Raw genomic sequence first — 26,057 nt, 5'->3', positions numbered from 1 at the left:
GCTCAAGCGTCTTCGAGCGTCAGCTGCTCGACAGGAACATCAGGTGCGGCGGTCGTCTGCTCGAGCAGATCGACATACCGGCGTGCCAGTCCACGAGCGGTCGCGGGGTCGAAAAGATCACGGCGGTAGTCGAGAGTGCCGGAGATATCGGGCATGCTCGGGTCGAGCGAGAGAGTCCAGAGGCATCCGTCGGGAATCTGTGCACCCTGGTCGTCCGAACTGCCCAATTCGTTTGCACTTTCAGTAGCCCAGCGACGTACCTCAGTGAACTCGAGGCCGCCGACGCGGGTGTGGTCGAGCAAGTGGGGGAAAGGGAAAACCTGGAACACCGCTGTTGCCCGGTCCGATTGCATCGCGGGCATCATGGTCTCGGGCACCAGCGCCGGGATTGCCGGAATATCGTTCTCGCCTGCCTCGAGCGCCGCACCGCGGACCTGCTCGATCGCTTCGGTGAGGGTACGGCCTCCGCGCAAGTCGATCCGTAATGGGGTGAAGTTGAAGAAGGGACCGATGGTCTCCTCGAAACCAGGAGGGCGACCAGGCGAGAAGGTCGGCACGGTAACCTCGGGCTGTCCCTCGTCGGCGCACAGTAGCGCGTAGGCCGCGAAGCAGACCATGAACAGCGTCGCGTTGTGTGTCCGGGCCGTTTTGTGGAGTCTGGCAGTGGTTTCCGCATCGATCGTGAAGCGGCAGGTGCCGGTTGTTTTGACTCGACTGCTACCGCGAGGAACATCGGTGGGCCAGGTCTGGATGCGTGCACCGTCCAGAGCGCGGCGCCAGTGCTCGCGATGCCGCTCGGCGTTGCCCGAGCTGAGAAACTTCTCTTCCCATGTGGCGTAGTCGCGGTAGGGGACGGGCTCAGGCAGTGGCTCCGAGATATAGCCTTGCTCACGCGCCAAGAGTTCGGCAAGTTCACGCACAAGTACCCGGACCGCGACGCCGTCGACAGCCAGGTGATGGAAGGTGATTATCAGCAAACGGGTTTCGGAGTCGAAAACGACCAGGGTCGCTCGCATCAGAGGCAGCTCGGTAGCCGGCAATGGGCTGTTTCGAGCGTGCGCGAGGTGCTCAGTTGTGCTCCTGTCCCGATCGACATCGCCGGTTTCCTGCACAACACAGAGCGGCACCGAACGCGCGGGGTAGATCTCTTGGCGCGCCTCGCCCACCGTAGTTCCACTGGCGCGTCGGATGACGGTATTCAATACCTCGTGACGGCGTGGGAGCGAGTCGAGAGCGCGCTGTACCGCTTCGACACTCACCTCGCCGCATACCCACCAGCCGTGGGTGATTGTGTAATAGGGACCGAACGGACCGTCGTCGCCGTCGTCATAGGCGCAGATGAATTGCTGGTTGGCGGTGAGACCGCGGGTGGTGATCGGATCTGTCATCAGGGTCTCCTGAAGTCGATCACGGCGCAGAGTTGCCGTGGTGAGGGTGCGTCGAAGATCTGACGTGCTGACAGTTCGACACCGGTGCGCTCGGAGAGTGCGGCAGCCAGACGCATAGCGGCGATGGATTGCCCGCCGAGATCGAAGAAGTTGTCGTGGGGTGTGACAGTGTCGGTGTGAAGGAATTTGCCGAACAGTCGGCAGACCTCCGACTCGTCGACGAGACGCGGCACGACCGATTCGGCGATCTCGGACCAGTCCACCTTGCCGTTGGGGGTGAGTGGAAGACTCGGCATCACCTTTACTTCCTCGGGAATCATGTAGTCGGGCAATATGGTTTTTGCCATGCGGCGCAGGGCAGACGGAGATTCCACAGTTCCGGTGACCGCGGCTATCAAACGGGTGTGATCGGTTGCGGGGTCGAGTGCTTTGACTGCGACGTCGCGAACCCCGACCAGGCTCGACAGTGCGTATTCCACTTCCGCGAGTTCGACTCGAAAACCACGGATCTTCACCTGACGGTCGGCCCGGCCGAGCAGCACTAACTCACCTCGGCTATCTATTCGGCCGATGTCTCCGGTGCGGTAGATGCGATCGAACGGTTCTGTGGGGCGACGGACGAATCGCTCGCGCGTGAGTTCGGGTTGGTCCAGGTACCGGGCTGCAAGACGTTCGCCACCGATACATATCTCGCCGACTTCGCCCGCTGGTAGTTCGCGCAGTTCTGCGTCGACGACCGTGATGGTCGCGCCGGCGAAAGCATGTCCGCCCAAGGCGAGAAAGCCGACATCAGTAACGTTGGAGTAGCTTTGAGTGGTCGAGAACAGTACACCCTCGGTGCAGCCATAGATCGGCCTGACCGTGGTTCCTGGACAATGCTCCAGGACGGCGCGGATGGCAGCAGGCGAGACTACGTCACCGCCGGTCGCCACCTCGCTGATACCGGTGAGCAGCGAAGGACGGTCCGCGGCGACGGCGCGGAAGAGGCCGGCGGTCAGGTGTAATGACTGCCCCTGGAGCCGCTGCGCGAGTGCGGCGAGCACGCTGTAATCCAGCGGACCGTCTGGTGCCATCACGATCGTCCCGCCACGTGCGAGTGGCACCCATATTTCATAGGTGCTCAGCTGGAATGCGTGGGGTGCGACCATGCCAAGACGGTGGTGGTGCCCGTCATCCCAGGTCTGGTCGAGCACCAGTCGTTCGACCGCGTCCCGCGGGATCGCGACGCCCTTGGGTGTTCCGGTGGAACCGGAGGTGAACATTACGTAGGCCAGAAATGGATCGACTGTGGTCTGCTGATCGAATTCGGCTTCTGCGAAGTGGTTATCCGGCGCGATGACGCGTGGTGTTTCTCCGCTCGATGCGTTCGTTACGGTGACTGCCCTCGGGTACATCTCGGCGATTTGACGTGCCCGCGTGGAGGTGTCGGCAGGGATCGGCACGTAATAGGCGCCCGCACGCCAGATTGCGAGGAGAACTGCTATGAGCTCGGGGGTGCGTCGCATAGCGACCTTCACCGGGTCACCAGTTTTCACGCCGACCTCGGTCAGTGCGCGGTCAGCGCGTTCAGTCAGCCGAGCCAGGTCGTCATAGGTGACGGTGATTGCTTCGCCGTCGGTATCCAACGACTCGATGGCTGGTTCCGACCCACGCGTTCTCAGATGGCCGTTGATACGGTTCATTAGGGTGAATGTCATGTTGTTACCTGCGTGGGTTTGAGGGCGACCGGCATGTTGGCGTAGCCGCGCAAGAACGAGGAGTAGATCGGACGAGGGTTGCCTGCTGGTTCGAGCCAGGCGACTCGCATCCGCAGAAGCCGCAGAACAGCCCGGACCTGCAGTCCGGCCAGATGAGATCCGAAACAGTAATGCGGGCCGTGCCCGAAGGCCAGATGATGTCCGCCACGGTTCAACCGCAGCGTTTCCGGGTCGTCGAAGACCCGGTCGTCATGATTCGCTGATACTATCCAGCTGGTGACGATGTCGCCGGCGCGAATGACCACATTGTCGAGTTGTATGTCCGCAGAAGCGGTTCGAGCGATGTGAGCGACGGGCGAGGTGACACGCAGGATTTCCTCGCTCGCCTCGTCGAGGCTGACACTTCGGCGAATTAGTGCCTCCAAGGACAGCGGGTTGCGAGCGAGTAACGAGAATGCCGAGTTCAGGGTGAGTCTGGTCGTCTCGTCGCCAGCGAGGAGAAGCCCGTAGCAGTTCAGCGCGATGCGCTCTCTGTCCATTTCAGTTGAGGTAGAGCTGGCGAGTATCTCGAGAAGAGTTCCGGGCTGAGGTATCTGGGCGAGGTTGTTGAAGTACTCGACGACCTCGATTCGCGCGATTTGCCCGGACACAGGATCGGTATCGGCTTCATCAGCGCTGAGCGCGTCCTTGCTGCGCGCGAGCAGCCACGCGCGGTCTGCCTGCGGAATGCCGATGAGGTCGCATACCACTGTGATAGGCAGCTTTTCGCTGAGTAGCGGTGCGATGTCGACGACACCGTCGTTCTGTGCGGCGTGGTCCAAGAGTTCGTCGAGATAGAGCGTGGCAGCGTGTTCGATGCGCGGCGGGAGCGCGTTGAGGAAGGTCCGAAAATATGGGCCGCCCATGATCCTGCGGAGACCAGTATGGTCCGGCGGGTCCATGACGGCCATCAGACGACCGCCCGCCGGATCTCCCCCCTCCCGCAGCGACAGCAGCATGTTTCCTCGACTGGATATCAGTCGTCGATCGGAGGCGAGTGCCTGCACATCCGCGTACCGTGGTACTACCCAGAACCCCGGTCGGCCGTCAGTCGGCGGCGCCCAGTGAGCAGCGCCTGCGTCGCGAAGACGGCGCCAGTGTTGTGGTTTGTCACGCTGGTCCAGAGATTGGGGCATGCCGAGCCGGGAGAGCCAGTCGGTAGTTGTCACGTCAGACGGCCCGTCGGATGGCATCGTATAGCGCGGCGATATTGCCCTTGCCGAATAGCTCGGCACCACGGCGCTCGATGATCTCAGCGAAGGAAGTCCGTTGTGGGTGCTGTGAGTGGGCGAAAATCTGGTAGAGATGGCCGCCGTGATCTTGGTCGGCAAGAATTCCGAGCCGACGTAGATCCTCTAGATCGCGGTCGAGGCCGGGCACCCGGTCCGGCAGCCGGTCGTAGTAGGCGTCCGGGGTATCGAGGAACTTGATACCGCCGTCGATGAGGGTCTCGACAGCGTGAACGATGTCTTCCACGCGGTAGGCCACATGCTGGACCCCAGCGCCGACGTGGTTCTTGAGGAAATGGTCGACTGGTCCTGGGTTGAGAGTGAGGTCGGGCTCGAGGATCGTCAGCGTAAGACTGTGCCCGGCACTGGTGACCACCCAGGAGTTCATTGCCTGGCCACCCACCTCTGTGCGTTCGGAGAAGACCCGCTCGAAACCGAATCCGAGGGTGTAATACTCCACGGTGGGCTCGAGCTGGCCTCCCGGTACCAGGAAAGCGAAGTGGTCGATCTCCTGAACTCCCACAGGATTTCGGTCCGGGCTGAGTACGGCATCATGCTCCACCGGCTCCACCAGAGTGTGAGTGATGTCGCCGAAGCCCGCGACGACAGCCTGCAATTGCCCGGCGACCGAGCTGGGCTCCTCGACCCCCTCGACCCCTCGCTCGACCAGCGCGGCATAAGCCGCACCGACATCAGGGGTCTCGAGCGCGATATCGGCGACGCCGAAGCCATGGCGGGCCAGATAAGCAGCAGCGCGGGGCTCGCGCCGAGGTTCGATTACGACACCCACTGCATTGCCTGCTCGCAGCCAGACTGTCCGCTCAGCAGCCCGCACAGCCCAGGGGCCTGAATCGATCCGGCGAAGCCCCGACTCTCGCTCTAATGTGCGGGCTGATTCCTCAGCGTCTTCTGCGAAGAATCGGATATGAGACAGCTCGAGTGTGGGGTCGGACATACCTGCCTCGTTCGTCGTCAATTTGTCCGCATCAGCGGCTTTGACTGCCATGGTGCTCGGACTTCGACCCCGTCTTCACCTTCTCTCATGCGTTGCTGCCCTATCCTGAGCAACCACTGGACACCTGTGGCTGCGCTACTTGTGTGGCCGTTCAGCCCGCGAAATCGTGATCTGTGTGGGGCGCTCCCGCAGCGCGAGGCGGCGCAAGGCGCTCCGGCTGATCTCACTATCGGAAGCGTCCGCGGTGGGTTGGGCGAACAGATCGAGGGCGTAGCCCTCGCGTGTCGGTCTGGTGCGGCTATAGACAACCAGCGGCGACTCCTCGACAAGTTGCCGTACCGAGCGCAGGTTGAGTTTGCTCCCACGGTGCACGATGATGTCGCGATGGCGCTCGTGGAAGAATAAATAGCCGTCTTCGTCGGCTGAGAACATATCGCCCGTGCGGACCGTTCCGCGCTGGTCTTGATGTCGGTTTCGCCGGACGGCGCCGACGCGCCGTTTCGTCGCAGTGTCTGTGTGGACGATCAATTCCCGGACTTCACCTGGAACCGTTGGGGAAACCACCTTTACACCCTCGATCGGCAGCCCGACGGAGGCGAGCCGGGCATCGTCGATGTTGTCGGTGAGCAGAGTCGAGACCCGCGGGCCTGCCTCGGTCAAGCCGTAGGTTATCGCGAGACTTGTGGTGTTGCACCGGTCACGGAGTCGACGGACCTCTTCGAGTGGCAACTGGGCGCCACCGACAGAAAGTGTTCGCAGCGAGCTCGGGGACTGCCATTCAGTGGACAATAGGTCGTGAACCAGCCACGGGGTCAGCGCGGCGATGTCGATCTCGTAGCGCGACACGGTCGCATCGAAATTGGTTGGTGTGAAAGGTGGTGGTGCCAACACTATCGAGCCGTCACTCTGGAAGGCGGCAAGCACTTGAGCGACAAGAGCGAAGGAGAAGTAGAGGGGCAAGTTCACCAACGTCCGGTGCCCAGTACCGATACCGAGCGAACGGAGATGCCGGAGTCCGTTGGTGAGCAGCGAATCGATGTCGTGCACACATCCGGTGGCAATGCCGGATGTTCCTGAGGTCAGCAGTACGACCTCACCAGGACGGTATGGCCGCTGTTCATTGTTCTGCGCCGGGACGAAGCGCAGGTCGATTTTCGGACGTAACCCTGTGCCCGACAACATGAGCACAGCACAGCAGTGCAGTGTGGAAGCGGCTGAAAGAAGCCGATCGCCGCGTCCTGGACCATGAGGAACCGGCACCAGGCCGGCGTCGAGTATGGCGAAGAATGCGCCGACGGTGCCGAGACCATGCGTCGATGCCAGTAAGACAGCATCTCCTGCCTGGAATGACGCCTTCCTCAGGACGGCCGCAGTCTGTTCGAATGATGCCAGCGCGCTTGCTTCACTGTCACCCGCATCGACGGCCGTGCCGAGAAACCGGAGCAGGTGGCTATGGTCGATCACGACGCCCCATTCGGCCGGATTGTCGTTGTCACTATGTGGCAATCAGGCGAGGTCTGCTCATGGCAGGCGATGACGACGCGCCCGCAGCCCGACGACAGCCAGCGAGTGACTACTGGACCGAGCATGTCCATGCCGTGATCGCCCAGAGAGGTGAGCACCAGCGACGGTCCGTGTAGACCGTGCACGATGCAGGCCACCGCTGCGAGCGTGCCGGGTGAGGCTGCGGCGAATAGCCTCGGCGATAATCGACCCGTGTCGATGTGGACCCGCACCTGCGCCAGGGTCATGACCGGACCGATACGAGACACCACCACCAAACCGGTCGGCCCCGCCTCGGAAGGGACAGGCTCCTCGGCAATCCGTTCGCCCACAGCATGACTGACCATCCACGCAATGGGGTCGGCCTTGAGCCGCCCGCGAGGTGGTTTCATCGGGTTCTCGACGAGATCGAACACGTGTCGGCGGCATCGCCCTTCAGTCATGATGTGGCCCTCACTACGACGCAGGTGTTGAAGCCACCGAAACCGAGACTCACGGTGACCCCGATGTTGTCGCCTGGCTCGATGGTCTGAGCCGTCGCGCAGACACGCAGCCGGAGCTCGGATCGAGGTTCTCGCAGACCGAGCACCGGAGGGACCTGTCGAGTACGAAGCATCTGCAAGGTGACGATCATCTCGACAGCTCCGGTGGCACCGAGACTGTGCCCCAGCGCGCCTTTGGTAGCGGCCACCATCGGACCCTGCTCGATGTCACCGAAAGCAAGGTCGAGCGCATTCGCCTCCGCATGGTCGTTGATACTGGTTCCGGTGGCATGAGCGCTTACTACGGCGATATCCGATGGTTCGGCGCCCGCCTCCCGAAGCGCGATTCCGATCGCTCTGGCCACATGTGATCCAGAGGAGTCGAGTTCGGTGAGGCCGACGGCGTCGTTACTCGAGCCGCAGCCGATTACCTCGCCGAGAACCGCACCGCCACGGGCTCGGAGATGGTGATCGGACTCCAGGACAACCAATCCGTATCCTTCACTGATCAGCATGCCGTCGGCACTGGTGTCGAATGAGCGGACAGTACGCGGTGACATCGTCCCGAGTAAGGAATGCCCCAGCCGCTTGGCCTCTGTGAGTACATCGACGCCACCGCACAGGCATACGTCGACGAGACCGGCCAAAACTAGGTCGCGACCGAAGGAGATCGCGTCTACTCCGCTCGAACAGGTGGTGGATAGCACGACTGGTGCCGGTAATCCGAGCTCGATGCAAGACTGTTCGGCCCACGCGAACAATTCCTGCTCAGTGTCGAGGGATGCGCCGAAACTTGTGCCGAGGACCACCGCCCACTGCTTCGTCGACACCGCGGCGTCAAGTCCGGCGTTCTTCAGCACAGCCGAGAGACCGTGCCGAGTCAGATATGTGAGCCGGTCTGCCGGACTGGTCCGGGTGTAGTCTAACCCTGCGGCCAACCCTGCGTCGGAATTACGCAGCTGGTGTGGACTCGGTACTGGTCCGAGGCCCCCTTTGCCCTGGATCAGGGCACTCCACACCTCGTCGATCCCGGTCCCGAGAGGGGTCGACCAGGCATAGCCGGTAATCGCGACCGGTGTCACCACAGTTGCTCGCCCATACGATCGAGCGACACCCGACTCAATGTTCCACGGAAGAACGCGACAGTACGCTGCTCGACATGAGCTCGGGCGCCGAAGAGCATCGTGTCGTCTAGCAGTCGCCGCACACGGAGATCGAACTGGACCACATCCCCTGGGACAACCGGAGCGGTGAAACGCGAATTCAATGCACCGATAAGGGTCATCTCGTCGTCCCGGAGCGGGCGGGAACTCAGCAAGTAGAGCACGATGCCTGCTTGGGAGAATGCCTGCGCGAGATGGGTGCCCGGAAACACCGCCCGCTCTGGGAAATGACCGGCGATCGCGTCCATGTTCCCGGACACGGCCAAAAGTCCAGTAAGTGATTCTCCCGGGACGTGCCTCGTTACCCGGTCGAGGTAGAGCATAGGGTGACGATGCCGCAGTAGATCCTTGATCTGGCTGAAGCCGAGCATGCTGTCGGTACGGTGAGCCACTCGATGGCCGGTGGGATCCTCGGTAGGTGCGGCGGAGATGCTTGTCGACACATCAGACATGGTTGTTCTCCTGCGAAATGATTGGTGGTCCGCTCACGAGACTCGACCGCAGTTCTGCGGGAATGGGCTGAGCACGGCCTTCGCGATCGACGAGGCAGAACGTCAGCATGCCAGTGGCGATTTCTACCCTTCCCTCGTGGGTAGTGGCCCTCGCGTGGACTACGATGCGCGCTCCAGTGACCCGCTCGACCTCTGCCGTGATTTCGAGCAGTTCGGCGTACCGTGCCGGGGAACGGTACACCGCCGAGACGGTGGCAATGGCCAGATCTTGATGGGCCCCTATCCAGTTCACCGAGTCCGCGGCATGCTTATCGAGACCGCGCAGAGCTACGGTTTCGAACAAGGAAAGATACCTCGTGAAGTGAACAACACCCTGCGCGTCGGTGTCGACGTGCTCGATCACATGGCGCAGCGAACCCAGACTCATGTGGAGGCTCCCGCTGCCTCGAAAGCATCGATGCCTCGTGTCAGCCGGTCGACCAGCTCCGCCGACTCATCGGAGGTGATCGTCAGGGGCGGGACGATACGTAATGTGGGAAACACGTAGCGGTGATTCCGGGAGCGGCGTCCGGCGCCTGCCATGAACTCGACCAGTACGCCGTGTTCCGCGAGCGAGCGGCGCAGTGCGGGGATTCGCTCGGATCCGAGCTCGGTCATCTCTACGCCGAGCAGCGCCCCGGTCCCGCGCACTTCCCGGAAGAGATGGCCCCGCTGTTCGACCAGCTCATGATTCATTCGGCAGATCAGTTCGTTGCCACGTTCCGCAGAGGACGCGAGTAGTCCGGTGTCATGGATGTGGCGCAACCCGTATCTGGCTACGCTGCACGCGAGCGGACGTAGGTCATTGGTGGACACTGCGCCTGATGTGCGGATACGCAGCTCGCGACGTGCAATCACCACAGAGAAGGGGATAGCTCCCATTCCGATGCTCTTGCCCACAACTGTCACGTCGGTGGGCACGGGTCCGCGGGAGTCGCGCATGGCTAGCAGCGCACCCGTTTTGGCGAAGGTCAGTACTTCGTCGGCGACGAGCAGGCCCCCGGCACGCGCGGTGAGGTCAGCGACCTCGCGCAGATATCCGTCGGGAGGTTCGAGGATGCCCGCATCGCCTTGGACGGGCTCGATCACGGTCGCCAGTAAGCGGTCACTGTGCTCGTCAACGAACGCATGCAGCGCGTCTTCGTCGCCGAAAGGGATGTGTCGCACGTTCAGCCCTGAAGCCGCCGTCGTATCCGGTGTCGGCAGCCCGCGTCGGTAATGACGGCGATTCAGTAATGGAAGCAGGCCCCCCGTCCAACCGTGCCATGCGCCCTCGAAAGCGAGCACAGTGTCCCGGCCTGCACGCGGACCGGCCCGACCGGTGGACATGTCGACCCGAGATTCCAGCACGAGTCGCAGCGCGAGCTCCAGCCCCTCCGACCCCGAGCTACGGCCGCTCGCAACATAGTCGCCGTATGGGAAGTGATCAGCGAGCAGCCCATTGGGGCCGAGCAGATCCAGGAGGAACTCCGAGCGCTCGGCGGCACCGATTTCGTCGGTAGCCTGCCCGGCAGCCAGTCCGGTGGCCAGGGCGTCCGCAACCACAGGATGTGCGGCTCCTAGACAAGCGCTGGCGTAGGTGCCGCTGGCGTCCATAGCGCGTATCAGCTCACCACGTCGAGCGCCTGCGGTGACAACGGCATCGGCCCAGATGCCATCACCGCCTATGATCGCGAGATCGAGCTGCCTGCCGCCGTAGTGGTCGAGATGAAGATCCATGCCGTCGGCCAGACGTTGTGCGTCGGTGGTCCGCCCTTCGGGACGTCGTTTCGCCATCATTGGCGGGTTCGTACGAGCTCGGCGATTGTGCTGACAGAACGGAAGTTCTCCGGGGTGAAGTCGTCATCACTGATACGGATGCCGAACTTGTTCTCGCACTGGACCCGTAATTCGACGAATCCCAGGGAGTCCATGCCGTGGTCGGAACGAAGACTGTCGCTGTCCTTGATGGACATTGCGTCGGATTCCGTCATCATGTCGTCATCGATGATGGATCGGATTTGATCCTCGATACTCATGTGTCACACCTCTGGTTCGAGAACAGGGACCATCACGATCGCGCGCGCGCAGGCTTCTGTTCATCTCTGCGCGTGCCTTGTGCTCCTTCGTCATCCGTTGTTCGTCCACTTTGCTCTGGGTTGCCGTGCTGCTGCGCACGTCAGGAGAAGGCAGGAGCGTGGCGACTCGCGACGGTGAGGAAGTAGATCGAATGGGCGATAGGAGCCATGGTGCGACTGGAAAATATCTACATCGCTGGAACCGGTACTGTTTTAGGTGAGTTGCGGTCGGTCGATGAGGCAGTGACGGCCGGGGAGTACCCGATCGACCTCGCCGAGGACGATGGCTATGTATCGGTGTCGATCTGCGAGGATGTCCCGGCAATTGAACTGGCGGTAGGCGCCGCGGAGCAGGCGCTGGACCGCGCAGCGCTCGGAGCTCACGCAGACCTGCTACTACATGCGTGCGTGGGCTTCCAGGGCCTGGACGACTTTGCAAGCGCCGCCTACTTGCACCACCGGCTACTCAAGGGCGATGGGGTCCCCTCAGAGGTACGGCAGGCGTCCAACGGCGCGTTGGCATCGCTCGAATTAGGTGCCGCGTTCATTGCCGCGCGGACCGATCCCGCGTATGCGCTCCTGGCTACGAGCGATGTATTCGCTCCACCGATGTATGCCCGCTATGGCACTCCCGGCACGCTGTATGGCGATGCCGGCACTGCGTTGGTGCTGTCGAATCGGCCTCAGCGACTACAGATCCGCTCGATCGTCTCGGCAAGCGACACCACGCACGAGCCATTGCAGCGAGCGGGCGCGAGCTGGGTGCGCCATGCCGGACAATCCGGTTGGCCGATCGACGTCGCGGGTCGCGTCGCAACCTACGTCGAAGAGCACGGCCCTGAGGCGATGATCGATCTCGTCTCCCGGATTCGAGCCACTGAACGGTCCACGATCGACACTGCGCTGTCCGAGGCGGGCGTAGCCACCGACCAAGTCACCGCATGGATCTTTCCGAATATGGGTCTCACCCTCACCGACTGGGACGCGCGAACCGCCGCAGGAGTCGCAGTCGAACGATCGACCTGGGAGTGGGGGCGGACGGTTGGACATCTCGGTGCAGGTGACCAATTCGCGGCGCTCAACCATATCGAGGGGCAGTTGACCCCGGGTGACCACGTTGTGATCAACGGCTCGGGAACGGGCTTCACCTTCACTTCAGTCGTCGTAACCGTCATGGAGACCGAGGCATGAGCGGGCCGACCAAGGATGAATTCATCGAGGTTGTCGAACGTCTCGAATTGCCTGTGAACGCAGCTGGTTTGCATTCCGATTTCGATCAGGAGGTGCGTTGGCGCTCCATGCACCGAGTCCGGCTCATGGCCGCCCTGTGCGAGCTACATCCGGACACCGATCTCGATGTGACGGCAGTGTTCGCGGCAGCAACCGCGTCCGAGGTCTTCGGTGTCGTTACGAACGGGCACGACCGATGAGCGGCCGGTTCTTGAGGAATGTTCTGCAACGTTCAGTGGACCGCGTGCCTGGTGCGGCTGCGGTTTCTGTTGCGGGGGAGGACCTTACCTATCGGGAAATGTGGGACCGCGCGGGAGCCCTCGGACAGAGGATCGTCCACGACCTGGGCATGCCGACCCGCGTGGGTGTGCTGACCAGCCGCACCCTGGAAACGTACGTCGCGTATTGGGCGATGGTGCGTCTGGGGTGCTCCATCGTGCCGCTCAACCCATCGATGACTGCCTCTCGATTGGCTGCGGCATTGCAAGATGCCGAGGTCGGCATACTGCTGCACACTGAACACCATGTCGGGCTTGCTCATGAGTTGAGCATTCGTTGCGCAGGACTGATTCTCGAACAAGTTGATCCCTCGACGGAAGGCGCTGACCTGGCCTACCCGACCACGAGAACCGACAATCCCCGCAACGAGGCCTACGCCATTTTCACCTCCGGTTCGACGGGAACGCCCAAAGGCGTTCCCATCACCGACGACAACTTGCGGAGCTGGCTTCCCCATGTCGTCCGCACTTATGCGACAACCGAGCCGATGCGTGTTGCTCAGACAGCTGATATCGCTTGGGATCTCTCAGTTTTCAATATGTGGCTGGCGTGGTCCGCTGGTGGCGCCTTGGTGGATCCCGGGCATGAGGTACTGGTGATGCCTGCCTCGTTCGTCGCAGAGGCTCGCATCACACACTGGTTCTCCACTCCCCAATCGATAACTATGGCTGATCTGCTAGGCGACCTGAAGCCAGGGGCGATGGACGGCCTGCGGTGGAGCCTGTTCGGGGGTGAATTGCTGCGATACGACCAGACGCGGCGCTGGATGGAAGCGGCTTCTGCCAGCAGGCTTGCGAACGTGTACGGACCAACCGAACTCACCTGCACTTGCTTCGATTACATTGCTCCACGTGACCCCGCTGACTGGCTGGTAGACCAGCGCGGAGTCCTCCCTGTCGGTCGCCCCCATCCGGCGATCGACCATTCGCTCATACCGGTGGATGAAGCCGCGAACCGCGGTGAGTTGGTTGTGCGTGGCGCGCAGCGATTCGCCGGGTACATCGCATCGCGCGATGACCACGGCGCCTTCGTCCGGGGCAGCACTCGCGAGGGGTGGGAGGCTGTCGACCAGCCCGAGAATTCGGACTGGTACCGCACCGGCGACCTGGTGGAGGAGCGCTCGGACGAGCACGGCCGTGCTCTGCTGTATGTCGTTGGACGGACAGACGACCAAGTCAAGATCGACGGCCACCGCGTGGAGCCACAGGAGATCGAGCACTGCGCCCGAACTTGCGCCGGAGTAGACGACGTGGCTGTCATAGCCCATAGGGTGGGTGAGGGAACCGAGTTGACCGCATTCGTCGTAGGGAATGTTCAGGACGACGCGCTACTCACGCACCTGCGTGCGCGTCTCCCAGACCATATGGTTCCGGCACGAACTCAACGCCTGGCAGTCCTTCCGCAGAATGTGAACGGAAAGGTCGACCGGTGGCGGCTACGGGAGCAAGCCAGAGACTGAACCGGCAGTCCGTTGCCCTGTGGTCCGGTCGCGCCGCTACCAGGCCACAGGCAGCCGCTCCACGCCGTACATGCCGACTGATTCGGGCCTCATCGGCACGTCTTCAGGGTCAACGGCCAAACGTAGTCGCGGGAACCGCGCGAACAGTGCTGCGAAAATCACTTCGAGCTCCATTCGGGCGAACGAACTCGCGAGACAGGTGTGCGGCCCATGGCTGAACGTGAGGTGGTCACGTGCATGTCTGGTTATGTCGAAAGTGTGGGGATCCGGGTAATGCCGCGGGTCGCGGTTTCCTGCCTCGAGAACCATCAGTACACCCTCACCAGCCTTGATCACCTCGCCTTCGACCTCGATGTCCGCCAAGGCCACTCGTTGAATCGGGTTGGTGATGATTGTCTGGTGCCGCATCAATTCGTCGACGGCATATCTCCAGAGCGAAGGATCTTCTTGTAATCGGCGCAACTGGTCCGGGTGTTGCAAGAGAGAGTAGGTACCAAGGCCGATCATTGTCGCGGTGGTCTCCGAGCCGGAAACCAACACGATCATTGCGATCGAGACCACGTCATCGCGGTCGAGGTTTCCCGGTAGCAGCTCGCCATGAACCAGGCGGGACAGAAGATCATCACCGGCTGCTCGCTCCTTGGTGGTGATGATCTTGTCCAGATGCGCGATGATTGCCCCGACAGCGGCGCCTACTTCATGCTCTGAACTGGTGGCGTCCATCATCGCCCGCGTGTTCGATTCGATGATGGACCGGTCGGTGTCAGAGACGCCGAGAGATCGGAAGATCGTGCCCGCGGCAACCGGGAGCGCGTAGTCTCCGACGAGTTCGGCAGGCGGTCCGGAGCGCTCCATGGCATCGAGTGCCTCGTTTGCGAGGCGTGTGACCAGCGGACGGGTCTCCTCGACCCGGTTACGGGTGAACTCGCGGCCGAGGATCCGGCGCACTTTCAGGTGGCGCTCGCCGTCGCTGTGAGCGAAGGTTCCTGCGAGTGGTGACTCGAAATCGTCCTCGTACAGAAAGGGATAGCCGGGTTGGCGCTCATCTGCGCTGAGCCGGTCGTCGTCGAGAAGTTGCCGGATGTGGCTGTACCTCGTGACGACTACGCCGGTCCGTCCGCTCGGTAACAGTGAGCGTTGGATAGGATGCTTGTCCTGTAGCTCCGAGTACTCTCGCGGTGGATGCAGCCGCGAGGTCCGGTGGGCAGGGTACGGACAGGCGCTACTCATAGGGCACCACTCTTTCGTCTGTTCTAGGGTCAGCGCGTGTTCCGGGCGCAGACGGTCGCGGTTTTCTCTCCTGCTAAGCCAGGCGATACAAGTCTCGAGCGGTGCGATTGGCCTCGGTGAGCACCTCGAGCCCGATGTTGTTCGCCCACTCGTCGAGTAGTGCTGTGAAACCGTCGGAACTCAGTTCATCGAGACGACCGATGGCCTCACGAAGCTGATGTCGGACGTCCAGCGCGGGCGCGGCGCGCTGGATATCGCCGTACACTTCCCGCGACCCCCCGAGGATACGAGCGACAACAGCGAGAAGAACCTTGGCCGGTGGCGGTGCGATGCTCCAGAGCATGCGGGCGTCGGCACCTGACGACGCCAAGACCCCAGCGACACCGAGTGCTGCTGCGTGCGGCAATATCTGTACCAAACGAATGGCCTCGTCGTGCTCGTCCGGTGAAGCGACAGTGGGAGCGGCGCCGACCGTCCGGGCCCACTCGGTCAGCTGATCGACTGCGGCTGGTCGGCTGCGGTCGTCAGCGATCACCAGAATCGGACGGCCTTCAGCAGGGAGCACGGGACTGAACATCGGTGTGAACCCCACGAGTGTGCCTCGGAAGTCAGGCTCGCGCGGGACCTCGAAGTACGGTGTTTGCACCGACGATGTAGTCACCACTGGCACGTTCGCGCCGACGGCCCCGGCCACCCATCGCAATGTCATGATGCCGACGGAATCCGGCAGTGATATGACGACAATCTCTGCATGTCCCACCAGCGCTCGTAACTCGGGATCCGGCGATGTCACGTCAGCAATGACATCGCCGTCATGCAGGTCGACTCTGACAACGTTGTTCTCGGACGCCAGTATGTCCCGGGCGATCCATTGCCCGATCATTCCATTTCCGAGGATGACGACGCGAGGGCTCACGGTGCTACCTTCCGCTCGGGACGTACAGCGGGCGCACCGGCGAGGGCATGATGAGGCACACTCGCTTTGACCAGCGTCTCGGTGAACTCGTCCTCAGGGTCCGATAGCGCGGTGATTGCCCCGCCGATCCCAACTTTGGCCTCGTCGTCGCGCAGCACCGCGGTACGGATCACCACGCTCAGTCGGACAGCTCCTGATGCGTCGAGCCATCCGATAGCACCCGAGTAAACACCGCGTGCTTCGTTCTCGAGGCGGTCGATGATCTCCATCGTGCGAATCTTCGGCGCTCCGACCATGGACCCTGGGGGGAAGCACGAGCGCACGGCCTCGACTGAACGCACGCCTTCACGCAGCTTGCCCCTGACGACTGAGACCATCTGATGTACAGAGCGAAAGGACTGGATCGTGAATGGCTCTGGGACATGTACGGAGCCGGGCTCGCACACCGCATTGAGGTCATGACGTACCAAATCTACGATCATCAGGTTCTCAGCGCGGTCCTTCACGCTTGCGGCGAGTTCGCGCCGCAGGTGCTCGTCCTCCATAGGTGAACGGCCCCGAGGTCTTGTTCCTTTGATCGGGGCGCTACTGACCTCGCGAGATGCGGCGACCTCTAGGAATAACTCCGGCGAGGAGCTGAGCACGGCGATATCCCCGAGCCTGAGGTAGGCCCCGTAAGGAACTGGACTGGCCGCACGCATCCGCTCGTAGGCGGTGAGCGGATCACGCGGGGCAGGCAAGGTCGCCCGGTTCGTCAGGCACACCTCGTACGACTCGCCGTTCCGGATCAGGCGACTCGCTTCGCGGATATTCCATAGATAGGTGGTTCGGTCATCACGCAGATTGAGCGCGCCCGCCTCGACCGGACCCGGTCGATAGTCCGCGCTAGAAGCCACCGCAGATGTGTCTCGAAGTGCTGTAGACGACTCCGATCGTGTGGCCTCCCGCGGTGGCGGGACTGTCGCAACACTCCATGCGCGGCGTTCATGATGGTCGAGGACGACGAAGCGTGCCGGCCAGAGCAGAGATGCGTCGGAAGTAGGCGCGGTATGGGCGGACGTTCCTCCACAAAGCGCCTTCAACTCGTATCCGAGGTATCCGACCAGACCTCCTCGGTATGGGATATCGGCGGGGAGTTCGTCGGAATCGACCGACATTGCCTCTAGCAGATCGCCGATCAAGGCGAAGAGATCACCGACCACAGTGCGGGCACCGGTTGGTCCGCGCACCGTGAGTTGCCTGCGGGCCACATCATAGGTGAGGTGGACGTCGTCCTTGGTCCCGCCCATCACGGAATATCTGGCGTCAGTGTGGTCACTGTTCTCGGCGTCGAGCCAGAACGAGGTCGCACTCTCGAACTGAGTGCGGAAGTAGTGTGCTGGTTCACCCGGCCATGGGATCTCGGCTATCTCCGGGCGGACGCGGAGGCGCCCGCCAGCGGTGACAAAGGCGGTGGCGCTCTCTGTCATCTCTCCGGTGCTCGGGGGCGTTCCGGTTCGGGCCAGCCGCACGAAGTTTGCTATCAGTGCGGTGCCGTATTGCGCCTCGATCGATTCCGGGTGGAACTGAACACCCCACATCGGGAGTCTACGGTGTCGCAGAGCCATCACCAGTCCATCGGAAGTCGTCGAAGTCACCTCTAGTTCCTCGGGGAGATCGCGTACGACGAGCGAGTGGTAGCGGACAACTCGCAGCGGTGCAGGCAAGCCAGCGAAAAGCTCTTCGGCACAATGCGCTACAAGGTCTGTCACGCCGTGGGCCGGCTGGGGTGCGTGCGTTACAGTGCCACCGAAGACTTCCGCGATTCCCTGATGACCCAGGCAGACTCCGAGCACCGGTCGTTCACACCGTTCGATCACTTCACGGCAGACGCCGAAGTCCTCTGGTACCCCAGGGTGCCCAGGACCTGGCGAAATGATCACTCCGTCGACCTTGTCCATCGGCAGGTCTCCGTACGGAGTCGTGTTGTCGACAATCAGCGCCGGGTTACCGGTCACTGCGTGTACTTGTGCGGCCAGGTTGTTGGTGAATGAGTCGAGGTTGTCGATGATCAGGATGCGGGTCATCCCGCCGTCTCCTCGCTTCGCGCCATACGCTGTTCCTCAGCCCGGCAGGTTCCGTCGATGATGCGCTGGTAGACGCTGACAAGAAATTCGGCATCGACGTCGTATTCCTCGGCTGCGGCTCGGGCGCGGCCGAGAACCACGTCGACACGGTGTGGTTGCATCATGGCTATCTCTGCCTGTGCCTTCAGGTCTGCGATTTCCAAGCACACCTGCAGACGCGCCGACAACAAAGCGAGGATCGAATCGTCGAGTTCGTCCAGCTTGGCCCGCGGCTTCGCAAGGATGTCGTGGTCCGTCTCGGCCATGCCTCCACCACCGTTCGTTCGATTGACTCTGCTCTGGGAGGTTCGAGTGGCAGGCCGGACTACCGACATTTTGGTGGGCCTACGGCACTTGGTTCGTTCCTCCGTGTCACCTCAAAGATGTCCGAGCAGTTGAACCGCGACCTCTCCTACGGTGCGGTGCCTTGTTACTTAAGTATTTACTTGACTGTTATCAGTGCCCACGCCTACGGTGGTAGCGTGCCCGATGACATCGATGCAGGGGACATCGATGCAGATGAGATCGATGCAGTCTTCAAAGCGCTGGCGAATCCCGCCCGGCGTGATGTCATCACGCGTCTGGCCTACGGGCCTGCGACCACATCGGCACTCGCGGGACCGCTCGATATGTCCTTGGCCGCAGTAGTCCAACACTTGCAGTACCTCGAATCGGCCGATTTGGTCGTATCGCGCAAGGTCGGACGGATCAGGGTGTACGAGCTGCGAAAGGACGGGCTTTTGCGCCTGGAGCGGTGGTCGGCAAGCAGACGAAATCGCTACGAGGCATGTTTGGATCGGCTCGACGAGGTGGTCGCCGCCCTGATGGCCGCCGAATCGGCAGATCAGACCGACGAGAAAGGATCCTGATGAGCACTCCCACCCTGAGCCACAGCACAGTGGAGGTGGCCCGCAGTTATCCGGTGTCGCCCGACAAGATCTTCGCGGCCTATGCAGACGCCGACCGGCGCGCTTCATGGACGGCACCCGAGGGGCACGAGGTGGTATACGTAAGCACCTCGTTCGACTTGGACGGGGTGGATGACTTCCGGTGCGGACCTGTCGGCCGGGCAGAACTCACCGGCAGAGTCCGCTACCTCGATATCAAAGAGGGTGTCCGCATTGTTTACAGCGAGACGATAGCGCTGGGCTCGGAACCGCTGGCTATCTCGTTGGTGACGTGGAGCCTCGACCCGAATGACATCGGGACCGAGGTCACCGTGGTCTCGCAGATCTGCTCGTTCGTGGGTGACGACATGATCACCGGCACTCGCGAAGGACTCACGATGGCTCTCGACAACCTTGCCAACGCGCTCTGATCTCGCCCGGAATACTCACCGATCTGATTGGGAGATTCGATGAATGCTTCGCGTGGGCACGACGCACGCTGGTGGGCTTTCGCAGTCCTCGGCTTACCGACGATCTTGATATCGATGGATCAGAGCATCCTCTATCTGGCGTTGCCGGCGCTGTCGAGAGAACTCGGTGCGACGAGCACCGAGTCGCTGTGGATCATGGACATGTACGGCTTCCTGTTGGCGGGCTCCCTGATCACCATGGGGTCGCTGGGTGACCGTGTAGGACGGCGTAAGCTTTTGCTGCTCGGGGCCACTGTATTCACTGTGGCAACAGTGGTCGCCGCGTTCTCGCCGACCCCAACCGCCTTGATCGTCGCTCGGGCAGCGATGGGTATTGCTGGTGCCACCCTGTTGCCATCGACGCTGGCCTTGATTTCGAACATCTTCACCAACCCCCGCGAGCGGGGTAGTGCGATAGCCGCATGGTTCAGCTGCTTGATGGTCGGGGGTGCACTGGGACCGATTATCGGCGGCGCACTGCTCAGCTGGTTTTGGTGGGGCTCGGTATTTCTCGTCGGAGTCCCGATCATGGCCATCTTGCTCATACTGGGCCCACGATTGCTCCCCGAATACCGCGATCCGAACGCTGGTCGTATCGATTTACTCAGCGTACCGTTGTCGCTGGGAGCCATTCTCCCGATCGTATATTCCCTCAAAGAGTTTGCGACCGGCGCAGGCGGAGCGGCAGTGTGGGTTCCGCTCATGTGCGGAGTCTTGGTTGGACTGATCTTCCTTCGTCGTCAGCAGGTCATCACCGACCCGATGGTGGACCTGCGGTTGTTCCGAAGCCGACAGTTGTCAGCTTCTTTGGTCATCCTCTTCTTCGGGTCCATGACCACCGGAGGCATGTATCTCGTGGTCAGCCTCTATCTTCAGACCGTCGAGCGGCATTCGCCTCTTATCGCCGGTCTATGGCTCTTGCCATCGACTGCGGCGATCGTCATAGGCTCAATGGCTGCACCGGGGCTACTCGGCAAAGTTCGCATCAACCACTTAGTGGCTGGTGGTCTGTTAGTCACGGCTGCAGGCTATTTGCTGATGACGCAGGTTCCCGAGCAGGGCAGCATGATCTTCCTCGTGACCGCCTTCGTACTGGCCTTCCTTGGCCTCGGCCCCATGGGGGCAGTCGGCACGGACCTAGTTGTCAGCGGGGCGCCCCCCGAGCGTGCCGGGTCCGCGGCGTCACTGTCCGAGAGCAGTAACCATCTCGGTATTGCTGTAGGAATCGCTGCGTTCGGATCTATCGCATCGGCTGTATACCGCTCCCAGATGGGAGAGGTCGACGTCCCGGCCGATAGCGTCGGGGTCAAAGAGAGCGTGATGCAGGCAGCGACTGTGGTGCGTGATCTTCCTCAGGATTCGTTGCGCGTGTTCGTCAACGACATGAACGGGGCCTTCGTATCAGGCATGCATGCCACGGCATGGGTCGGCGTCGGCCTGTTTGCCGCTCTGGCCGGTATTGCAGTAGTGGCGTTGCGTGGCGCACGAACTCCGCAACCGAGTACAGACCTGCCAGAAGCCGAAGTCGACAATGTATCGACAGACAAAGTCTTCTCTGCCGATGATGAGCGGTAGCGTCTCGGTGTCACATCACAACACGAATGTGACGACTGATTTCTCGGTCGTCGGTGCTCCAGCGAACTACGCACGATGGGTTGATCGAGGTAGTCGGAGCCAGAACCCGATCGAACCGTTCGGTATCCTATACAGCCCCGTCGAGCGCTGCCGAACGCATCAGAATCACACGCGTTTCCTATCTACGATCTCTTGGGGACCTAACAGCCAGACTATGCTGCGAAACCCGATAATTGCGAGAGGGCGCGATGATGTCTGGTTGGGGCGGTACGCAGGCACGAGGTCTCAGCGAATACACGCAAGATCAGCGTTGACCGGTACATTCCGTATCGGCAATGACGCTACCGCGCCACGGCGAGAGCCGCAGAGCGCTATCGCTCGATTTCTTGTGGGCCAGCAGGTCCTATGCCGTAGTGCGTTTCGTCGAGCGGAGGAGCGAACGTAGATGATCTTTCTGGTCGGTTCTGTACCGACCAGAAAGTCTTCTTGGTCGGAGGCATCACTGAGTTCATCGGGATGTTCGGCCCGGACCCCCGTCAGCGCCGTTCTCGACATCGCGATTCTCGAGCTGACGGACTCACAGGTTTCACTCTTTGCGAAGCAGAGCATTTCCTCATCGAGGTTCTGGGCCGATTCCTGGACGGTGTAACCCTGAAGAACGCCGGGGATGGGGCCGGGAACCTGGTACATCTGCCGATCGGGTTGTGTCGGCGCAATGGCATCGTCCTAGCACAGATCACCACGGTCGCTGCACCTTCACCGTGGAACGCAACCAGCCCAGCACGCACGAGTGGAAACACCGCCCTGGAAAGACATTTCGGCTCTGCCGACCTCGCACGACCACATTCACCTACACCGTGACACCCACCCCTGAACGCCACTGAAGTCCATGCCGGCGTCGGATTCCCCGGCGCAGCCCAGATGCCGCACATCATCCGCACCGCGGCAAGCGTAAACAGACCGGCGAAACCTTCTGCGCCATCAACCTGCTCCACCTCGCCGCCCAGACCAACATCGCAGCCGCCTGCCGACGTCACGCCGAGGACTTCAACCGCCTCATCCAACTACTTCTCACCTGCTGAAACGCGACCTCAGAGGAGCCCTGCTCCCTCACGGAACTTCGCATCGAATTTGCTTCTCTTCTACGCCATCTGGCCTTTCCGCTATGGTCCGGCCTCCACAGTACAAGGGGAATCGCAGTCCGTGGTGTCTTCGTCGACCTCAGCCACGATGGGCTCGCCTTCCTGTTGCGACCGAAGACAACCTACGTCACATTGACGACGTGCGGATACTACGAACAACAGTGGCGCCTAGGGTTTTCAGACCGTGGGCGCCCGCTGGCGACTACAGCCGGACGACCGACTTCACCCCTGACGCACCTTCAGGCGCTTCAAGGATGAAGTCACTATCCAGGGGCAGGTCAGGGAGGGTAACGCCAAACTTGCGCCGAGCACACCCGTCCCGGCTCCTGCACCGGAACACTCTGCCAACACATCGGAAGCCGAAGCCTGGGCCGCGCTCATGGCGGCGTCGAAAATCCTGGGTTCTTATGGGTTCGACGCGACCACCGTGGACTCTGTGGTACCCGCGGTAACGAAGACGGAGCGAGAACCTCGCAATATCAATCGGCAGGGAATAATGTATAGGGACTGCGGTACACCAATTTCAGATTCTTCTACGCAAGGCAGCATTGCCGTCGGAGTCATATCGTCGAGTTCGGTCATCAGCACTGGACTGCGGGCAATGCTCGAGCAGGTGAAATTGGTCGAATTCGTGGGATATCCAAATCCCGATCGGTCTTCATTGAGTAGCTACGACCTGCTGATCGTCTCGGACGATTGCATAGATATGATTCCTCTCGGCATCAATGCTCGCGTGCTTGTTGCTGTGACATCACTCGTCGACGCTCGAGCGATAGTTGGATCGCCACGAGCTGTGGTGGCCGATGGTTACGTTGAAATTGCTAACCTTTCGCCGTCCGTACTGGACGAGGTCGTGCGCTTGTGTCTCGAAGGCGCCTATCCAATTCCCCCTAGCATGCTGCGTGGGATGATGGGCAAGCGACCAGCCGGAAGTTCCGCTCGCAGTGCGTATGCCATCACCGCACGTGAGAAGGAGACGCTCGAGTATATCGCTGATGGACTGAGCAATGATCAAGTCGCTCGGAAACTGGGAATTTCGCCGCACGGAGTCAAGCGACTGATTGCTAGCGCCATGGTGAAGCTGGATTCTCCCAACCGCACCTCGGCTGTCATTGAGGCAATCAGACTCGGAATTTTACAGTGCCCGAACCAATACTGCACAGGGCATAATGCCGCCTGCAAGGGAATACACGGAGGTCCAACTGATGCACACGACGATGGCCGCTGAGGGCTGGCCCACTGACAGCCACGATGTCATCACTGCGCATGGCTGTCCTCCTGAGGGCGTGAATTCCCCGGTGTTCAGCTGTGGACCCTTGACTGTCCCTGAAGTTGTTGGGCCGACTCTCATCTTCCGTGTGGAGGGAGGATCACCGACACTTCGTTGTGGTCTCACTGCGATCCTTCGCACTGCCGGCATGCGACCTGACCTCGGATCGTTGGACGATTCCTCGGAAAACTCGGATTCCGCTGTGGTGGCGGTCGCCGTGCACGATCGTGGTGAGCTTCCACGACCTTTGATTCCCACCGGCTCGCGACTCCACGTCACCGTCGCGGCAGCGTATGAAGAAAGAACTCTGGTGGCAGCACTGGCGGCCGGATATCACGGGGCGGTGGACCTCGGAGCGTCACCAGAGGCCATCACTATCGCGGTGCGGGCTGCTCTGCATGGCCAGTGCACGCTCCCCTATGACATTGCTCGACGTCTCGCACTAGGCTCTCCGACGCCCGACGATACGCTCGACGCTCGGGAGGTCGCGTGGCTGAACCGGCTGGTAGCCGGCTCTTCTGTGCTCGAACTCGCGGAGTCGGAGGCACTCTCGGAACGAGCGATGTATCGGAGACTATCGGAGGTCTATCAGCGATTAGGGGTTGCCTCACGTAGCGAGGCTATTGCCATCGCGTCACGGGCCGGCATGCTCGGCGATCGTTCCGTGTGGCAAATAGCATGAGACAGATCGATTGCGACGTATGGATGCTGCGTCTCGATGAGATAGACGAAGAACAGGTCGCGGGATTTCTTACCCCTGAGGAACAGCGTCGTCTGAAGCGGCTGCGCAACCGAGGCGACCGATTGCGCCATGCCGGCGGTCGCTCCCTATTGCGCGCGGCTGTCGCCGAGCGCGCCGGAGTCGAGCCCGGGTCTGTTCATGTGGCCAGTCGCTGCGTGCTGTGCGGTTCCAGAGAACACGGCAAGCCCTATCTCGAGGATCGCGGTGAGTACGTGTCGATCGCACACTCCTCGAACTTGGTCCTGGTCGCGCTCACTGAGGTCGCTCCCGTTGGGGTCGACGTCGAGAAGCGAGACAGCGGTACCGAAGTCGATCTGATCGCCGGGTACATCGTCGTTCCCGACGAGCAGGCACCAGTCGGTCTCACTGAGTTCTACCGAACCTGGTGTCGCAAGGAGGCAGTGGTCAAAGCCTGCGGTGTCGGCATCTCGATCCCCTTACGGGAGGTCCGGGTGACCGCCCCGGATCAAGAAGCGGGGCTGGTGTCGTTCCCGAAGCTGAATGCGCCTGTGACACTTTGTGATATAGACCTGAGCCGCGCCCATGCCGACTACGCCGCGGCACTGGCCGTGCTCGCCGACGGCTCTCTCACACCACAGCTTCGAGATGGCACCTCTCTCATCCGAACCCTCACTCGTGGAGGTATCTTGTGAACCGGCTGCATAAACTCGTTCGCGGTACTCTCGCTGGCGCCGTCTCACCCGGCATCAAAGAAGTCACCCTCGCTGCTCGATTCGGACACGATCCCGATGACCCCCGTGTGCGATCCCTCTCGGCTGTACCGCAGGCGGTGGTCATTGGTTTGGAGCACTCATTGTGCGAGAGTGACCCTGATGGCGTGCACGCGCGACTCGCGCTCGTCGAGGAGGGGTACCGTGGTTTCGCCTACGAAGGCGCCACGATGGCTGCCACCATTCTCGATGCGGTATCGATTCCGTCCCGCCGCGAGCCGAGGGCCACTGAGCTGATCATGACCGGAGCCGGGCTTCCGCATCAGTTTCTCAACTACATCGGTATCGGCTTCGCCATGGCGCGCCTTCCTCGTCGCCTGTGGTCCCAGGTGCTTCCGGCCGATCTCCCCTCCCACCCGGCGATGGCCTGGCTCGCTGTCGACGGCTACGGCTTCGACCTCGCCTACTTCCAACCCGAGCGCTATCTTCGTCGCCAGCAGCGGCCCGCGCCCTACTCCTGGCGCGCAGGCCAGCAGTGGTATTTCGAGAAGGCTGTCGACCAAGGTGTGGGGCGAGCCCTGTGGTTCGCCTACGCCGGCCAGGTGGCCGAGGTGGCGCGCGCCATCGAACGGTTCGCACCCGAACGCCATGAGGACCTGTGGTCCGGTGTAGGGCTGGCCGCGACCTTCGCGGGCCAGGCTGACGACCTGGCGGCCTTAGTGCCTGCAGCCAAGACATTCGCGCCTGATCTCGGCGTCGGTGCCCTCCTTGCGGTGAAAGCGCGTCATACCGCGGGCCTACTGCCCACTCACACCGTCGAGACGCTCTCCACCATCACCGGGCTGAGTGTGCTGGACGCTGTGGATCTCGTGGATGCCACCGAGGTGTCCGGACCCGACGACCGCCCCGTACCTCACTACGCCACCTGGCGCGACCGATTGCGCAGGCAGCTCGCTCCCGACCTCCTCGGCGGTCCAGGCGCTGACCACAAGCACTCACAGCCCCGCAACGATGAAGTGGCCGCAACGGTCGCCGATCAAGACGATCGATAGCAAGGCTGGGCCGTCGGGTGACGGT

Annotated in this window: 25 protein-coding genes; 10 read left to right on the top strand and 15 right to left on the bottom strand. The window is 61.8% G+C overall.

Going from position 1 to position 26,057, the window contains the following annotated elements; translation table 11 throughout:
- Window positions 1-2: 2 nt before the first annotated feature.
- The 11 genes from ACX4ZE_RS19345 to ACX4ZE_RS19295 form a co-directional block, all read right to left on the bottom strand.
- Window positions 3-1,388: a condensation domain-containing protein gene (locus ACX4ZE_RS19345; protein ID WP_480274874.1), complete on the bottom strand. Its 1,386-nt coding sequence runs from the start codon at window positions 1,386-1,388 to the stop codon at window positions 3-5.
- On the bottom strand, window positions 1,388-3,085 hold the full coding sequence (locus ACX4ZE_RS19340) for a non-ribosomal peptide synthetase (protein ID WP_480274873.1): 1,698 nt from the start codon (window positions 3,083-3,085) through the stop codon (window positions 1,388-1,390). The genes ACX4ZE_RS19345 and ACX4ZE_RS19340 overlap by 1 nt, the downstream gene beginning before the upstream one ends.
- The gene (locus ACX4ZE_RS19335; protein WP_480274872.1) at window positions 3,082-4,293 is read right to left on the bottom strand and encodes a cytochrome P450; all 1,212 of its coding nucleotides are present in this window, start codon (window positions 4,291-4,293) and stop codon (window positions 3,082-3,084) included. The genes ACX4ZE_RS19340 and ACX4ZE_RS19335 overlap by 4 nt, the downstream gene beginning before the upstream one ends.
- 1 nt (window position 4,294) lies before the next feature.
- Window positions 4,295-5,359 carry a VOC family protein gene (locus ACX4ZE_RS19330; protein ID WP_480274871.1) on the bottom strand — a complete coding sequence of 355 codons (1,065 nt, stop codon included), beginning with the start codon at window positions 5,357-5,359 and terminating at the stop codon, window positions 4,295-4,297.
- Between the two features lie 84 nt (window positions 5,360-5,443).
- Window positions 5,444-6,814 carry a class I adenylate-forming enzyme family protein gene (locus ACX4ZE_RS19325; RefSeq protein WP_480274870.1) on the bottom strand — a complete coding sequence of 457 codons (1,371 nt, stop codon included), beginning with the start codon at window positions 6,812-6,814 and terminating at the stop codon, window positions 5,444-5,446.
- Window positions 6,769-7,254 (bottom strand): hypothetical protein, encoded by a 486-nt coding sequence (locus ACX4ZE_RS19320; RefSeq protein ID WP_480274869.1) that lies wholly within the window; start codon window positions 7,252-7,254, stop codon window positions 6,769-6,771. The genes ACX4ZE_RS19325 and ACX4ZE_RS19320 overlap by 46 nt, the downstream gene beginning before the upstream one ends.
- Complete coding sequence (locus ACX4ZE_RS19315) at window positions 7,251-8,378, bottom strand: beta-ketoacyl synthase N-terminal-like domain-containing protein (protein WP_480274868.1); 1,128 nt, start codon at window positions 8,376-8,378, stop codon at window positions 7,251-7,253. The genes ACX4ZE_RS19320 and ACX4ZE_RS19315 overlap by 4 nt, the downstream gene beginning before the upstream one ends.
- A complete protein-coding gene (locus ACX4ZE_RS19310) occupies window positions 8,372-8,908 on the bottom strand; it encodes a 3-hydroxyacyl-ACP dehydratase FabZ family protein (protein ID WP_480274867.1) in 537 nt (178 codons plus the stop codon). Before ACX4ZE_RS19310 ends, ACX4ZE_RS19315 begins: the two co-directional genes overlap by 7 nt.
- Complete coding sequence (locus ACX4ZE_RS19305) at window positions 8,901-9,335, bottom strand: acyl-CoA thioesterase (protein WP_480274866.1); 435 nt, start codon at window positions 9,333-9,335, stop codon at window positions 8,901-8,903. Before ACX4ZE_RS19305 ends, ACX4ZE_RS19310 begins: the two co-directional genes overlap by 8 nt.
- Window positions 9,332-10,726: an aminotransferase class III-fold pyridoxal phosphate-dependent enzyme gene (locus ACX4ZE_RS19300; RefSeq protein ID WP_480274865.1), complete on the bottom strand. Its 1,395-nt coding sequence runs from the start codon at window positions 10,724-10,726 to the stop codon at window positions 9,332-9,334. Before ACX4ZE_RS19300 ends, ACX4ZE_RS19305 begins: the two co-directional genes overlap by 4 nt.
- Window positions 10,723-10,965 carry an acyl carrier protein gene (locus tag ACX4ZE_RS19295; RefSeq protein ID WP_480274864.1) on the bottom strand — a complete coding sequence of 81 codons (243 nt, stop codon included), beginning with the start codon at window positions 10,963-10,965 and terminating at the stop codon, window positions 10,723-10,725. Before ACX4ZE_RS19295 ends, ACX4ZE_RS19300 begins: the two co-directional genes overlap by 4 nt.
- A 207-nt stretch (window positions 10,966-11,172) precedes the next feature.
- On the opposite strand from ACX4ZE_RS19295, the gene ACX4ZE_RS19290 reads away from it, so the two are divergent.
- From ACX4ZE_RS19290 to ACX4ZE_RS19280, 3 genes are read left to right on the top strand one after another with little or no spacing between them, the layout of a single operon-like run.
- A complete protein-coding gene (locus tag ACX4ZE_RS19290) occupies window positions 11,173-12,195 on the top strand; it encodes a ketoacyl-ACP synthase III family protein (RefSeq protein WP_480274863.1) in 1,023 nt (340 codons plus the stop codon).
- Window positions 12,192-12,434 (top strand): hypothetical protein, encoded by a 243-nt coding sequence (locus ACX4ZE_RS19285; protein WP_480274862.1) that lies wholly within the window; start codon window positions 12,192-12,194, stop codon window positions 12,432-12,434. Before ACX4ZE_RS19290 ends, ACX4ZE_RS19285 begins: the two co-directional genes overlap by 4 nt.
- Window positions 12,431-13,972, top strand: a complete 1,542-nt coding sequence (locus ACX4ZE_RS19280; protein WP_480274861.1) for an AMP-binding protein — start codon at window positions 12,431-12,433, stop codon at window positions 13,970-13,972. Before ACX4ZE_RS19285 ends, ACX4ZE_RS19280 begins: the two co-directional genes overlap by 4 nt.
- 36 nt (window positions 13,973-14,008) lie before the next feature.
- Here the strand turns inward: ACX4ZE_RS19280 and ACX4ZE_RS19275 are convergent, their stop codons facing one another.
- The 4 genes from ACX4ZE_RS19275 to ACX4ZE_RS19260 form a co-directional block, all read right to left on the bottom strand.
- Window positions 14,009-15,202, bottom strand: a complete 1,194-nt coding sequence (locus ACX4ZE_RS19275) for a cytochrome P450 (RefSeq protein ID WP_480274860.1) — start codon at window positions 15,200-15,202, stop codon at window positions 14,009-14,011.
- Between the two features lie 73 nt (window positions 15,203-15,275).
- Window positions 15,276-16,118: a prephenate dehydrogenase dimerization domain-containing protein gene (locus tag ACX4ZE_RS19270; RefSeq protein ID WP_480274859.1), complete on the bottom strand. Its 843-nt coding sequence runs from the start codon at window positions 16,116-16,118 to the stop codon at window positions 15,276-15,278.
- On the bottom strand, window positions 16,115-18,184 hold the full coding sequence (gene pabB, locus ACX4ZE_RS19265; RefSeq protein WP_480274858.1) for an aminodeoxychorismate synthase component I: 2,070 nt from the start codon (window positions 18,182-18,184) through the stop codon (window positions 16,115-16,117). Before pabB ends, ACX4ZE_RS19270 begins: the two co-directional genes overlap by 4 nt.
- The gene (locus tag ACX4ZE_RS19260) at window positions 18,181-18,489 is read right to left on the bottom strand and encodes a chorismate mutase (RefSeq protein ID WP_480274857.1); all 309 of its coding nucleotides are present in this window, start codon (window positions 18,487-18,489) and stop codon (window positions 18,181-18,183) included. The genes pabB and ACX4ZE_RS19260 overlap by 4 nt, the downstream gene beginning before the upstream one ends.
- A gap of 216 nt (window positions 18,490-18,705) precedes the next feature.
- Here ACX4ZE_RS19260 and ACX4ZE_RS19255 point away from each other — a divergent pair, with 216 nt between their 5' ends.
- The 7 genes from ACX4ZE_RS19255 (at window position 18,706) to ACX4ZE_RS19225 (ending at window position 26,032) form a co-directional block, all read left to right on the top strand.
- Window positions 18,706-19,092: an ArsR/SmtB family transcription factor gene (locus ACX4ZE_RS19255; RefSeq protein ID WP_480274856.1), complete on the top strand. Its 387-nt coding sequence runs from the start codon at window positions 18,706-18,708 to the stop codon at window positions 19,090-19,092.
- Window positions 19,092-19,541 (top strand): SRPBCC domain-containing protein, encoded by a 450-nt coding sequence (locus tag ACX4ZE_RS19250; protein WP_480274855.1) that lies wholly within the window; start codon window positions 19,092-19,094, stop codon window positions 19,539-19,541. Before ACX4ZE_RS19255 ends, ACX4ZE_RS19250 begins: the two co-directional genes overlap by 1 nt.
- A gap of 39 nt (window positions 19,542-19,580) precedes the next feature.
- Window positions 19,581-21,155 (top strand): MFS transporter, encoded by a 1,575-nt coding sequence (locus ACX4ZE_RS19245; RefSeq protein ID WP_480274854.1) that lies wholly within the window; start codon window positions 19,581-19,583, stop codon window positions 21,153-21,155.
- Window positions 21,156-22,898: 1,743 nt separating this feature from the next.
- The gene (locus ACX4ZE_RS19240; RefSeq protein WP_480274853.1) at window positions 22,899-23,525 is read left to right on the top strand and encodes a helix-turn-helix transcriptional regulator; all 627 of its coding nucleotides are present in this window, start codon (window positions 22,899-22,901) and stop codon (window positions 23,523-23,525) included.
- Between the two features lie 190 nt (window positions 23,526-23,715).
- Window positions 23,716-24,249 (top strand): hypothetical protein, encoded by a 534-nt coding sequence (locus ACX4ZE_RS19235; RefSeq protein WP_480274852.1) that lies wholly within the window; start codon window positions 23,716-23,718, stop codon window positions 24,247-24,249.
- A complete protein-coding gene (locus tag ACX4ZE_RS19230) occupies window positions 24,246-24,962 on the top strand; it encodes a 4'-phosphopantetheinyl transferase family protein (protein ID WP_480274851.1) in 717 nt (238 codons plus the stop codon). Before ACX4ZE_RS19235 ends, ACX4ZE_RS19230 begins: the two co-directional genes overlap by 4 nt.
- Window positions 24,959-26,032 (top strand): DUF1702 family protein, encoded by a 1,074-nt coding sequence (locus ACX4ZE_RS19225; RefSeq protein ID WP_480274850.1) that lies wholly within the window; start codon window positions 24,959-24,961, stop codon window positions 26,030-26,032. The genes ACX4ZE_RS19230 and ACX4ZE_RS19225 overlap by 4 nt, the downstream gene beginning before the upstream one ends.
- Window positions 26,033-26,057 lie beyond the last annotated feature (25 nt).

The organism is Nocardia sp. TBRC8007 (assembly GCF_056629435.1).
Note: the sequence above shows the minus strand (reverse complement) of the source record. Positions and strands in the feature narration are given on the sequence as shown.